Here is a 12,773-nt window from a genome sequence, read left to right as displayed (position 1 = left end):
TTGCACCGCCAGTCGCGGCAGCCCATGTCTCAGGCCAGAGGCTTTCGGCCCACGCTGCGCACCAGCGCGCTCAGGCGCTGATGGATGGCATGGAAGCTCTGGTCCGCCTCTAGCTGCGAGGCAACAGGCTGGCGCAGGTGCTTGCCCTCCAGTTCCAGCTTGGCGCGGATTTCCGGATTCACCAGCGCCTGCCCTATGGAGCTGCGCAGCGCGGCCACGCGGTCGGCAGGGGTGCCCTTTTTCACGAAGTAGCCAGCGCTGACCGTGTATTCGAAGTCGGGGCTGAGGCGGCTTTGCGATATCAGCGGCACATGGGTCAGCTCCTTGGGCAAGACCTTGGAAAAGCTGGTCAGAATCTTCAGGCGCCCCTGCTTGGCCATGCCTTCGAAGCTTGCCTGATAAGGCAGGATGGCGAAGTCCACCTGCCCTCCTGCCAGGTCCTGCAGGGCCGGCGCGCCGCCCTTGTAGGGCACATGCAAAAACGGCAGCCTCAGTCTGGCTGCGAGAGCATCGCCCATGAGGTTGTACATGGAGTCCACTCCCACCGTGCCATAGGTCAGCGGGCCGTTCTTGCTGGCGCGTGCATATTCGATGAACTCGTCATAGCTGTTGACCGGCAGCCCGCTCTTGACCATGAGCACTATGGGCGACTCCGTCGTGGGAGCGGCCAGCGTGAAGTCGCCCGGCTTGTAGCGCGCTGCCGTATTGAGCATGGGCGCCAGGAAGATCTCGTTGGCCGAACCATGGAAGAACATATAGCCGTCTGCAGGCGCGTTGAGCACCTTGGCTGCGGCAATCAGGCCCGTGCCTCCGCCCAGGTTCTCCACCACCACCTGCTGCCTGATGCTGCGGCCTATGGATTCGGCAAAGATGCGCGCCGCCACATCGCTGGCCCCGCCTGCGGGAAAAGGCACCATAAGGACCAGAGGCTTGGCCGGAAAGCTTTCTGCAGCCCGGACCCAGCTCGAACCTGCCGCCAGGGCAGCCGTCTGCCATAGCGTGTGCCGCATAAAGCCGCGGCGGTTCCATGTGTTCATCTCTTCTCTCCCGTTCAAGGTGCGACCGCTCAGGCCAGATAGCTTTGCACCAAGTGCGTCCAGAAGGCCGCACCTATGGGCAGGGCCTTGTCGTTGAAGTCGTACAGTGGGTTGTGCACCATGCAGCCTCCGTCCTCGCCCACGCCATTGCCCAGCCGGATATAGGCGCCGGGGCGCTTTTGCAGCATGTAGGCAAAGTCTTCGCTGCCCATGGTCGGCGTGCGCTCGCCCACCTTGTCCTCGCCCAGCAGGCGTATGGCCACCTGCCGCGCGTATTCGGTCTGGGCTGCGCAATTCACGAGCACCGGGTACTTGTGCACGTAGTCGATGTCGCAGCTGAGCTGATAGCTCTCGGCCTGGGCCTGCACAAAGGCCTTGATGCGCGTCTCCACCCAACTGCGCACGTCCGGGTGCAGGGCGCGCACGCCGATCTTGAGCACGGCGCTTTCAGGCACGATGTTGAAGACCTCGCCGGCCTGGATGGAGCCCACCGTGATCACGGCCGCCTGCTGGGCATCGATCTCGCGCGTGATGATGGATTGCAGACCCAGCACGATGCTGGCCGCGCACTGCATGCTGTCTATGCCGTGATGCGGCATGGCGCCATGGGCGCTGCGCCCGCGCAGCGTAACGGTCACGCGGTCGAACGAGGCCATGGCCGGTCCCTGGCTGATGGCCATCTGGCCCACGGGCAGGCCCGGTGCGTTGTGAAGCGCATAGATCTCGTCGCAGGGAAACAGCTCGAACAGGCCCTCGTCCACCATGCGCATGGCGCCGCCTTCGTTCTCCTCGGCCGGCTGGAAGATCAGGTTCAGCGTACCGTTGAAATCAAGCTTCTCGGCAACGTACTTTGCCGCGCACAGCAGGATGGCTGTATGTCCGTCATGACCGCAGGCGTGCATTTTCCCGGGCAGGCGGCTGGCGTAGTCCAGGCCTGTTCTTTCATGGATAGGCAAGGCATCCATGTCCGCGCGTATGCCCAGCGACTTGCTTCCCGAGCCCTTTTTGAGCACGCCGACCACACCGGTGACACCCAGGCCGCGGTGCACGGCATAGCCCCAGCGAGCCAGGGATTCGGCCACCATATCGCTGGTACGCGTCTCTTCGAAGGCAAGTTCGGGATGCGCATGAATGCTGCGGCGGATCTCCACGAACTCGGCAGCAACGGACTGCAGTTGGGCGAGCAGAAGGGAAGTTGAAGAAGTCATGGCTATGGATAGTTGAAATACCCGGGCTCATGTCTTGCGTGGGCTCTCGGGCAATGGCAGGCAGTGCGCAACAGTGTCCTCCTCACGGCCGAGGCGAGGAGTTTCGAAAAGTTCTAACACGTCCACCCTTCGATGGCATGTCTGCCGACAGCGCCATCAGTCAAGCTTCACGCCGGCCTTTTGCACCACCTCGCTCCATTTGTCGAGCTCGCTCTTCACGAAGCCGGCCAGATAGGCGGGCTGGGTATCCGCGCCGCGCTCCAGGCCCTGGGCCGCAAAGGCTTTCTTCACATTCTCGGAATCCAGCGCCTTGGCATAGGCCTGATTGAGCAACTCCACCCGCTCCACCGGCATGCTCTTGGGGCCGACCACGCCGAAGAACACGCTCACGTCGTAGCCGGCCAGACCCTGCTCGGCGATCGTGGGGATCTGGGGCATGGCGCTGGAGCGTTTGGCCGTGGCCACGCCAAGGGCCTTGACCTTGCCGGCCTTGATATAGGGCATGGCCGTGAGGATGTCGGTGAAACTCATGTCCACCTGACCGGCCAGCAGGTCGTTAAGCGCCGGCCCGGTGCCCCTGTAGGGCACATGCTGCAGCTGGGTGCCGGCCAGGCCGTTGAACAGCACACCCGCCAGATGGGATGAAGCGCCATTGCCCGAAGACGCGAAATTGAGCTTGCCGGGCTTGCTCTTGTCCAGCGCGATCAGCTCCTTGACGTTGCTGACGCCCAAATCCGGCCGAACCACCAGCACATTGGGCAGATAGCCAACGTAGATGATGGGCGTGAAGCTGGTGCGCGGGTCGTAGCTGATGGACTTGTACAGCGGTTTGTTGATGGCCAGCGGACCCGAAGTCCCGAACATCAGCGTATAGCCGTCAGGCTTGGCACGTGCCACGAAGTCCGCTCCGATATTGCCGCCGGCGCCGGCCTTGTTCTCCACGATCACGCTCTGGCCCAGCTCCTTGGTCAGCTCGGCAGCCAGAATGCGTGCCATGGCGTCGGTTGGGCCGCCAGGCGGAAACGGCACGAGGAACGTGATGGGGCGTGTCGGGTATTTTTCCTGGGCAAGTGCGGGCAGTGCTGCCGACAGGGCGGCGGATGCCATCAGGCCCAGCGCTGCGCGTCTGGCTTTATGCATGTCTGTCTCCTTGGAAGGGTGTTGCCGATGAACCGGGAAAATCACTGCGGGGTGCCGCTGGCAACGGCCTTGAAGCGCTCCATGCGCGTCTTCTCGCGTGCGTAGGCGCTCCTCGCGTACTGCTCGAACTCTTGCGGACTGCGGTAGTTCAGCGGCTGATTGAGTTGTTCGAGGATCTTGCGCCCCTGCGCCGACTCCAGCCCCGCCTTGAAGGCGTCATGAATGATGCGCAGCCGCGCCGGTGCCAGGCCGGCAGGGGCGGCAATGCCATAGGGCGACTCGATCACCGCGTCCACGCCCAGCTCCCTCAAAGTGGGCACCTGAGGGAACTGCGGAACACGGCTGGACGTGAACATCGCCAGGTAGCGCAATCGGCCCGACTGGATATGCTGGGAGGCTACGCCGGAGAGCACGCCCGCATCGATGTGGCCGCCCAGCAGGTCGCTGGCCTGCTCCGAGTCTCCCTTGTAGGGCACGCGATTGAGCTGCAGGCCCGTGGACTGCACCAGCTCACTGAGTACGATGCTGGGCGTTTGCACCGGACCGGCCGCACCGACGGAGATCTGGCCGGGACGCCTGCTCGCATCTTCGGCAAACTCCTTCCAGCTCTTCCACGGTGCTTCCCGACGCACAGCCAGCCCGAAGGTGTAGTCGGTCATGCCGATCACGTAGCTCAACTTCAGGGGGTCGAAGCTCACCCGGTTCAGATACGGTTCGCGATAGACACTGGCAGGCAGCACCGCCAGGGTGTAGCCATCCGGCTGAGCCCGCGCCAGCTCCACCGCACCAAACGTGCCGTTGGCGCCTGGCTTGTTCTCTATGACCACCAGTTGCCCCAACAGCTGCGAGGCTTGCTGTGCCACCACCCGCAAATGCGCGTCCGTCGGTCCGCCAGCGCCATAGGGCACCACCAGGCGTATCGGCCGAGCCGGATAGGAGTCACCCTGAGCCTGTGCGGCCGAATGGGCTGCCGCCAGCAGCACTGCTCCCGAGGCTGCGGCCAGCAGCCTTCGGCGCTCTCTTGCGTGATTGCGCATATTTGTCTCCTTGCAGAAATAATCCGAGAGCCGATAACGCCTTTTCACGAAGCGTTTCAGCCGTTTCTTTTACTTATTTCAAGGCCGCCGGCAATCACTCCAGCCACTGCGCCGGCACGGCAGCCGCATCGTCCAGCGGATCGCGCGGCAGCACACGGTGCAGCAGCACCAGTTGCGACAGGCGCAGGCGCTCGTTTGATCCGGTCTGTGCTGCTTCCCAGGCCATGGCGATGGCCGTGGTGCAGTTGTAGAGCGCTGTGGCGGCCTGGCGGGCCAGCACTTCGCCGCCGTCCCGAGCGGCCCTGTCGGCCAGGATGCTGGCGCGGGCCAATGCATCTTCCAGCGCCTGGCGGTAACCGAGCACCAGGCGGGCATGATCAAGCAAGCCATGCAGATACTGCTGCAGCACAGGCAACGAGCCTTCGCGCTTGATGGCGCGGATCACGTCCAGCGCCACGATATTGCTTGTACCTTCCCAGATGGAGCCCAGGTGGGCATCGCGCACCAGGCGCGGATCGCTCCACTCCTCGATATAGCCGCAGCCGCCGCGCACTTCCATCGCATCGCCGGTGACCTTGCGTGCATCGCGGCAGGCGCGGAACTTGATCAGCGGCGTCAGAATGCGCAGCAGCGCATAGGCATCCGGCTGGCCCGCATCGGAGCGCATCAGCGTCTGCGCGGTCTGGAACACCATGGTACGCGCCTGCTCGGCGGGCACGCGCAGCTTGTCCAGCTGGCGCTGCATCAGCGGCATCTGCTCCAGGCGCTTGCCAAAGGCAATGCGTTCATGGGCGATGAATTCGGCCTCGGCCACAGCGCGGCGCATCATGCCGGCGGAGCGCACGCCGTTCGACAGGCGCGAGTTGTTGACCATGTCGGCCATCTGCACGAAGCCCCTGCCCTGCTCGCCCACCAGGTGGGCCACGGCGCCGTCCATGCGGATCTCGCCGCTGGCCATGGACTTGGTGCCCATCTTGTCCTTCAGGCGAACGATGCGGTAGTGGTTGGCGCTGCCATCATCGAGGTAGCGCGGCAGCAGGAACAGCGAGATGCCCTTCATGCCCGGCTGGCCGCCCTCCACGCGCGCCAGCACCATGGCGAACTCGGCGTCGGGGTTGGAGCAGAACCACTTGTCGCCGGAGAGAAGCCAGGAGCCATCGGCCTGCGGGCGGGCCACGGTCAGCGTGTTGGCGATGTCGGAGCCGGCGGCCTGCTCGGTCATGAACATGGCGCCCTGGGCCTGCTCGTCCCAATCAAGCGACAGCAGCTGCGGCAGGTATTTTTTGACCAGCTCGGGCGCGCCGAACTTCTTGAGCGTGCGCGTGAGCGAATCGGTCATGGACAACGGGCAGCACAGGCCGAACTCGGACTGCACGAACAGAAAGGTCAGTGCGTACTTGACGATGGGCGGCATCTTGCCGCTCCAGCCCAGCATGTCTTCCCGGTGCGAAATGGCTTGCAGACCGAACTCACCGTAGGCGATGCGCTCAAGCTCTTCATAGGCTGGATGCTTGATGATGCGCTGGCTGTCCTGGCCCGCGCGGCTGCGATGCTCAAGCGTGGGCGGATTCCTGTCGGCAACGCCGGCCAGCTCGTCGATGCGCCCACCGGCCAGCTCACCCATGCGCTGCAGATAGGGCTGCAGATGGGCCAGCAGATCGGCTGGCAGATAAAGCGCCAGCAGCGACTGCAACTCAGGATCGGTGGCGTAGAAATTGGCACCGTGGCGATCAGGCACGGGATGGGCTGCAGCGCGGACAGCCTGGGCCACGGCATGCACCTGGCTCTTATCGTTGGCGGACATGAACGTCTCCTGCTGAATTCGAATATCCCTGAGGAGCTGAGCCCCCTCTCATCGGAAAGAGGACGACAACCTCGCTACAGGGCTTACCTTGCTTGCCGTCTCTGGGTTCGGCCATGACGAATTCAGGCGATATGTACCGCACACAAATCCGGCAATTGAGGCAAGGACTGCCACGAATTTCAGCACCCTCATATATTCACGTCAAATATTATTAAAATCTTTATCAATACTTTTTAAATATCAATAAATCATGGAACTGAGGTTGCTGCACTACTTCGTCACCCTCGCCGAAGAACTTCATTTCAGCCGTGCGGCGCAGCGGCTGTCGATCTCCCAGCCGCCGCTGTCCGTTGCCATCAAGCAGCTGGAGCAGGAACTGCAGGCCCAGTTGTTCGAGCGCAGCAGCAAGGGCGTACGGTTGACTGCGGCCGGTGAACATTTGCTGGACAAGGCACGCCAGCTATTGGCTCTGAGTCAGCAGGCCGCACAGGAAACGCGCGACGTGGCCCAGGGCACGCGCGGCCATCTGCGCCTGGGCTTCGTGGGGTCGAGCCTGTACCGCGGTTTGCCACAGGCGCTGGAGCGGTTCCAGCACGACCACCCCCTGGTGCGCGTGGACATGCTTGAGGCCAACAGCGCAGAGCAAATCCTGGACCTGCAGCAAATGCGGCTGGACATGGCCCTGGTCCACTCCATACAGCCGCCCGAAGGAATTGCCAGCCGGCTGCTGATGGAAGAGCCTTTCGTGGTCTGCCTGCCCGACCGCCACCCGCTGCAGGCCAGCGCCGCCATCGATCTGGCCGAACTCAAAAACGACCGTCTGATCCTGTTCTCCAGCCTGGTCTCGCCTACCTATCACCAGCGCATCTACGAGATGTGCCTGGCCCATGGCTTCGCACCCGAAGTACGCCACGAGGTACGGCACTGGCTGTCGGTGATCTCGCTGGTTTCGCTGGGTCAGGGCGTGGCACTGGTACCCCAGGCGCTGACACGCGTGGGCATGCCGCGCCTGGTGTTCCGCCCGCTCAAAGGCTCGCACCCATCATCAGAGATGCTCGCCATGTGGCGGCGTACACCGGCCAATCCGCTGGTGCAGGCATTGCTGGCCTGCCTGCAGCAGGCCGTGACGGAACTATGAGGCCAAGTCAGGACTCATCATCGCTGACCGGCAGGCCTGCCCGGATCTGTTTCAACGCTTCACCGCCAAATTCTTCGAGATAGCATTGGCTGCTCACAAGGAACGCTTATTTGCATGGAAATAAGGGGCCAGGACAATTTACACAACTCCGGGCAATTCATCCTGCCACTTGGCTAGTGAATGGGAAGCCGGTCACGCGCTTGGCTCGGGGGGGAGCGTAGGTACGGACCTTGGAAGTGCTCAGGCCCAGGCGCACGAGCGACTCGGCAATGGTCACGGCCGCGGCTACTCCATCGACCACTGGTACACCGGTCAGTTCACGAATCCTGGCATCCAGTTCAGCCATGCCTCCACAGCCGAGGCAAATGACTTCAGCATGGTCTTCGCTGACGGCAAGGCTGGCTTGACGAACAATCGCTTCAACCGCGCGCTCGGGTTGAGTTTCCAACTCCAGCACAGCCATGCCGCTGGCGCGAACCGATGCACAGCGCTCGTCCAGGCCGGCAAGCTTGAGCCGATCCTCGATCAATGGCACAGCCCGATCCAGCGTCGTGACCACCGAGTATTTGTGGCCCAGGAACATGGCCGCGGTGGCCGCTGCCTCGGTGATGTCCACCACGGGAACGTCCAGCAACTCCTGCAGGCCCTCGCGGCCATGTTCACCGTAGCCGGCTTGAATGACTGCATCAAAGGGTTGTCCATAGCTCATCACGGCATCCATGACGCCGACCGCGGCAAGATAGCTCTCAAAATTCCCCTCGACCGATTCGGCACCAAAGCGCGGGGTCAGCGCGACTATCTCTGTTCCAGGCGCAGCAACCTTCCGAGCTTGCATGCCAATGGCATGGGTCATCGACTCAGTGGTGTTCACGTTCACGATCAAAATGCGCATGATTTTCAACTTTCCTTCTCAGTGTTTGGCGGAGGCTACGGAAATGGCTTCGCCATCCTGGTCTTCGTAGGTGAGACCTTTCGGTGCAACCATCCAATAGAACAAGGCACCCAGTCCGGCTGCGATGAACCAGGAGAACTGGGACAGCGATTGCAGCGTCGGCAGGAATGCAAAGAGCAGCGAGATCAGGGACGAAGGAATCAGGGCCTGAATTGCCTTGGGGTTGATGCCATTGCGGTAGTGATAAGGGCCTGCAGGGTCGTGTGTATAGAGAGCCGGAACGTTCACGCGCTGTTTGCGGATCAGCCAGTAGTCAGCCATCACGATGCCGAACAGCGGTCCCAGAAATGAACCCAGCCCTCCCAGGAAGTAGACGATGACCAGCGGAGAGTTGTAGAGATTCCAGGGCAGGATCACGAAACCGAGAACCGCACTGACAAGCGCTGCCCGGCGGAAGTTCAGATGCCGGGGCATGAGGTTTGCCAACGCCAGGGCAGGAGCCACGAAATTGGCCATCAGGTTCACGGCGATGGTCAAAATCAGCAGCGAAAGACTGGCCAACATCAACAGCGGCTTGTTGGGAATGTTCTGGACGATGTCGGTCGGGCTTTGAATCAGCGTGCCATCAATGGCAAGCTGGCCGCCTGTCAGGATGACCACGATCAAGCCAAAGATCAGCATATTGATCGGAATGCCCCAGAAATTGCCTTTCACCACGGCACTGCTTGAGGTGGCTGCACGTGTGAAATCACAGAAGTTCAGCACGAAGGTGCCGTAGATCGCCACCCATAGCGAAGCAGCGCCCAGGATCTGCAGCCACATGGCTCCGCCACTGCTTGCAAATGGGGCAGACCAATGCAGAGTCCATTTGGCGCTGTAGAAGATCCATCCTGCCAGGGAAATGAAAGTCAACAGAATTACAGGTCCGGCAAAGGCTTCGTACTTTCGGATGCTCTCCATGCCCCAGCAGGCAATGAGAACCTGCACTATCCACAGGATGGAAAAGCTGATCCAGCCCAGCAATGGCAGGCCCAGCACGACTTGCTCTTTCAGCGACTGCAAGCCGGGAAACAGCGTGATCAGCATCACGTCGAGGACCATGGATGCCAGGTAGGTTTGAATGCCGAACCACGCAATGGCGACTCCGCCGCGGATCAATGCTGGAATCTGCGCACCGCGTGTACCAAAGCTGATGCGGCTCATCACCGGAAAGGGAATCCCTGTACGGGTCCCCATAAAGCCCGAGAGGGACAGCAGCACGAACAGAAATGCCGCCCCCAGCAGAAGCGCCATCAGAATCTGGTGTCCTCCCAGCCCAAGCGTGAAAAGACCAATGGCAAACGCGTAGTTGCCGAGGCTGTGTACATCGTTGGCCCAAAGAGTGAACAGGCTGTAGCTCCCCCAGGTACGACCCTCTTTCGAGGTAGGTGCCAGATCGTGGTTGTACAGCGCCGGAGAAACTCCGGCCGGCAAGCCTTTATCTCGCTTTGAGCTTGTGGTGTTGGCCCCCGAGGTTAATGACTCACCATGGGTGTCCAGTACTAGGTTGTTCATATGCCGCCTTCCATCAGGGTGCTCCGTGGAGCCCCTTTGCCATGACCTCATTTCGGCTGAGCAGGTCATGCTTGTCTACCGTTATTAGCGGCTACGGGCGACGCAGGCCTGCAGCCATGTTTTCGCTGCTGAAGAGCTGTGATGCTTATGAAGCGAATCGAATCTGCCTCATGTCCACAGCTTCAGCAAGCTTGTCCATAAATGCTTTGAACACATCACTGACATGCATGCAATGTATACAAGACATGAATTCAAGATGCTAGTAGGAACCCTGGTTCTATAGGCCAGAGACATTGATTCGATGGAGTCCTCAGATGGGAGGACGAACGGTCAGTAGCAGGCGCAGCAAGCCCTGGCGTGCATTTCTTTCCTGGGCGAGGTGCTGAAACCTACACTTTGATCATGGCTGTTTTGCGTAGATACCTATCTATGAACCTCTCCACGATCCGCGCTGAGCAAAGCCAGGTTGCTGTGCGTATCAAGAGGCCATAGAAAATACTCTCGAAGTCACACACCGGAATGAGTACCAGTAGTCACTGCTCAGTTGTTGCAAAGCCGGCATTCAGCCCGCATCCATCGCAGCAATATCGCTCGCCAATGAGCAATCGGCGCTGATGCTCCCATGGCTTCGAGATCCGTTGCGATGCCGGGCAGGACAATGACCGCTGCATTCACCAAGGGCGGCAGCAGTCGAGATAGATGGATAGTCCATTTGGCGGGCAATGCGGAGAGCAGCGCTTTGTTGCGATCGGTGGCGTTGGCAATTCTTGCTGGAAGAGCATTCCACGATGCAATGGCTATCCATGTGGTTTCATGGCCCTGATTGAAACCGTTCCGGCGTCTATCCGCAACGCGAGCCATTCCAGGTCTTGGTCGAGGAACTGGCATAGCGCCGGTGCCATGATCACCATGGGCCGAGGCGGCTCCTTGATGAATGCTGCCGGGCACGATCAGCGAATGCGTAAGTCATCACCGGCACAGATGGCGAGCTCAATCGCTCCCTGGTAGGGACAAGCACTTCAAGCCTCAATATTGGCTCGCCGCAAAGTGTTGGGAGCTCGAGATCGGCAAAGCGGCCGAGCGGCTCAACCAGGCCGGATCCCGCCAAGGACTCCCATCGACTTTGAAACGCCTATTTGGCTGAAGACGAATCTTCAGGAGCCAGAATGGAGCGGAGTCGGTTGCGTGCTCCGCGACGACCGATCAGGCTTTCATCAAGGCGCGATGCCAATGCATCGATGTGAGCAATCATTAATTGTTCAGCCCGCAGATTGTCTCCAGCCGCCAGCGCCTCAACAATGGCGGCGTGATCGTCATTGAAGACTCTGGCCTCGGTCTTCGACTGGTATAGATCTGAAATAAGAGTTGTCCGTGCCGAGAGATCGACCATCATAGAAGTCAGGAACCGATTGCCCAGACACTCTGCCAAGCAAATATGAAAGTCGGCCAGCAGCCAGCTGCGGGCTTCTGCGTCCCCACAGGCAATGGCTTTGCGCTCTTCGGCGATGTGCTTGCGCAGGCGTTTCAGTGTTGCCTGCAAGGGTTGACCAGCATCACGCAGCATGCCCGGCTCAACGACGCGCCTCGCTGCATAGGTTTCCTGAGCCTCCTCAAACGAAGGCTCTGCAACATACCAGCCAACCCTGGAGCGGACCTCCACAAATCCCCGGGTCTGAAGGTGCATCAAGGCCTCGCGGACCAGGGTGCGGCTGACCTGAAACAAGTCCGCAATGTCTTGTTCACCCAGTTTCTCTCCCGGACGAAGCTTGGCTGTCAGGATCGACTCTATGAGACGCTCGGCGATCTTGGTTTTGGTGATGACTGGAGTACTCATTAAATTGATTTTATGCGACCGAGCTGTTACGAAGTTGAGGATAGGAAGAGTCAATAAATTCGACCATGCCCGCAATGGCAGGTGATAAATCTTGCGCTCCAGAGAGCATGTTGCGGAGCTGGCTGAAGGAGGAGCGTAAGTTAAATATGCCTGGCGGGCTATTCGTCTTTCTTCTCCTGCGATTGCCTCAAGAAACGTCCGATATACCTTAAGGGAGAACACCTAGCTTTTCCTCAATCAACCTTGTATACAAGTGTTGAGTTCAAGATTTATGATGAAGCAATGGAAACCTCACTCACCTGGTCCATTGCAGAAAGTCTGACCAAAGCAATTGTTGAACATCGACTGATGCCCGGCACCAAGTTGTCGGAACAGAAGCTGGCCAATCATTTTGGTGTTTCCCGCACTCTGGTTCGCCAGGCTTTGTTTCAGGCATCACAGAACCGGCTGATCACGCTCGAGCCCACGCGCGGTGCCTTTGTGGCCACGCCCTCGGTCGAAGAAGCGCGCCAGGTCTTTGCTGTGCGTCGCATGCTCGAAGCCGAAATGGTGCGCAATTTCGCCGCGCAGCAGATACCCTCCCGCTTGTTGGAGCTCAAAGCGCATGTGGCGGCCGAAAGAAAGGCCATGGAAGCCAATGACGTGGGCCAGTGCACCGAGCTGCTGGGCGACTTCCATGTGCGCATGGCAGAGCTCATGGGCAACGAGGTGCTGGCTCAACTGCTGGGCGAGCTGATTTCCCGCTGCGCATTGATCACCCTGATGTACCAGTCTGCATCGGCGGCCGAGCATTCGCACGAAGAACATGCCGACATCGTGACCGCACTGGCTGCGGGCGATGCCGAACATGCGGTGCAGCTGATGCAGTTGCACCTCGATCACATGGAAGAAGGTCTGTCCTTTAACCGTACTTTGCCAACGCACGATTTGTCGATGGCACTTTCATCCGTATCCCTATGACTTACGATTCCACCGCCTCCTACCCACGCGACCTGATTGGCTACGGCCGCAACACGCCCCATCTCGAATGGCCCGGCAAAGCCCGCGTGGCCGTTCAGTTCGTGCTGAACTACGAAGAAGGCGGTGAGAACCATATCCTGCATGGCGACCCCGGCAGCGAGCAGTTTCT

11 protein-coding genes and 1 pseudogene are annotated in these 12,773 nt (G+C 60.3%); 3 read left to right on the top strand and 9 right to left on the bottom strand.

Annotation, left to right across the window (positions count from 1 at the left end):
* Positions 1–29 precede the first annotated feature (29 nt).
* The 5 genes from JAO85_RS16400 to JAO85_RS16380 all read right to left on the bottom strand — a co-directional run bounded on the left by JAO85_RS16400 (position 30) and on the right by JAO85_RS16380 (position 6,226).
* Complete coding sequence (locus JAO85_RS16400) at positions 30–1,037, bottom strand: tripartite tricarboxylate transporter substrate binding protein (RefSeq protein ID WP_202788544.1); 1,008 nt, start codon at positions 1,035–1,037, stop codon at positions 30–32.
* Positions 1,038–1,066: 29 nt separating this feature from the next.
* Positions 1,067–2,245 (bottom strand): M20 aminoacylase family protein, encoded by a 1,179-nt coding sequence (locus tag JAO85_RS16395; protein WP_054074676.1) that lies wholly within the window; start codon positions 2,243–2,245, stop codon positions 1,067–1,069.
* A gap of 156 nt (positions 2,246–2,401) precedes the next feature.
* Positions 2,402–3,385, bottom strand: coding sequence for a tripartite tricarboxylate transporter substrate binding protein (locus JAO85_RS16390; RefSeq protein ID WP_012839232.1), 984 nt, complete (start codon positions 3,383–3,385; stop codon positions 2,402–2,404).
* Between the two features lie 41 nt (positions 3,386–3,426).
* Positions 3,427–4,422 (bottom strand): tripartite tricarboxylate transporter substrate binding protein, encoded by a 996-nt coding sequence (locus JAO85_RS16385; RefSeq protein ID WP_012839233.1) that lies wholly within the window; start codon positions 4,420–4,422, stop codon positions 3,427–3,429.
* A gap of 94 nt (positions 4,423–4,516) precedes the next feature.
* Complete coding sequence (locus tag JAO85_RS16380; RefSeq protein ID WP_202788543.1) at positions 4,517–6,226, bottom strand: acyl-CoA dehydrogenase family protein; 1,710 nt, start codon at positions 6,224–6,226, stop codon at positions 4,517–4,519.
* A gap of 250 nt (positions 6,227–6,476) precedes the next feature.
* Here JAO85_RS16380 and JAO85_RS16375 point away from each other — a divergent pair, with 250 nt between their 5' ends.
* Positions 6,477–7,364 carry a LysR family transcriptional regulator gene (locus JAO85_RS16375; RefSeq protein WP_034378439.1) on the top strand — a complete coding sequence of 296 codons (888 nt, stop codon included), beginning with the start codon at positions 6,477–6,479 and terminating at the stop codon, positions 7,362–7,364.
* A gap of 157 nt (positions 7,365–7,521) precedes the next feature.
* On the opposite strand, the gene JAO85_RS16370 is transcribed toward JAO85_RS16375, so the two are convergent.
* The 4 genes from JAO85_RS16370 to JAO85_RS16355 all read right to left on the bottom strand — a co-directional run bounded on the left by JAO85_RS16370 (position 7,522) and on the right by JAO85_RS16355 (position 11,644).
* Complete coding sequence (locus JAO85_RS16370; RefSeq protein WP_003063973.1) at positions 7,522–8,256, bottom strand: aspartate/glutamate racemase family protein; 735 nt, start codon at positions 8,254–8,256, stop codon at positions 7,522–7,524.
* A gap of 18 nt (positions 8,257–8,274) precedes the next feature.
* On the bottom strand, positions 8,275–9,810 hold the full coding sequence (locus JAO85_RS16365) for an NCS1 family nucleobase:cation symporter-1 (protein ID WP_202788542.1): 1,536 nt from the start codon (positions 9,808–9,810) through the stop codon (positions 8,275–8,277).
* A gap of 540 nt (positions 9,811–10,350) precedes the next feature.
* On the bottom strand, positions 10,351–10,671 hold the full coding sequence (locus JAO85_RS16360) for a hypothetical protein (RefSeq protein WP_202788541.1): 321 nt from the start codon (positions 10,669–10,671) through the stop codon (positions 10,351–10,353).
* A 271-nt stretch (positions 10,672–10,942) separates the two neighbouring features.
* A complete protein-coding gene (locus tag JAO85_RS16355) occupies positions 10,943–11,644 on the bottom strand; it encodes a GntR family transcriptional regulator (RefSeq protein ID WP_003063980.1) in 702 nt (233 codons plus the stop codon).
* A gap of 282 nt (positions 11,645–11,926) precedes the next feature.
* Here JAO85_RS16355 and JAO85_RS16350 point away from each other — a divergent pair, with 282 nt between their 5' ends.
* A complete protein-coding gene (locus JAO85_RS16350) occupies positions 11,927–12,604 on the top strand; it encodes a GntR family transcriptional regulator (protein ID WP_202788540.1) in 678 nt (225 codons plus the stop codon).
* Positions 12,601–12,773 (top strand): annotated as a pseudogene (locus JAO85_RS16345) (allantoinase); the annotation flags it as partial. The gene JAO85_RS16350 and the pseudogene JAO85_RS16345, both read left to right, overlap by 4 nt.

Origin of the sequence: Comamonas sp. NyZ500 (assembly GCF_016772095.1) — a bacterium.
Lineage (GTDB): Bacteria > Pseudomonadota > Gammaproteobacteria > Burkholderiales > Burkholderiaceae_C > Comamonas > Comamonas thiooxydans.
The sequence above is the reverse complement of the archived record's forward strand: the minus strand, read 5'-3'. Positions and strand labels throughout refer to the sequence as shown.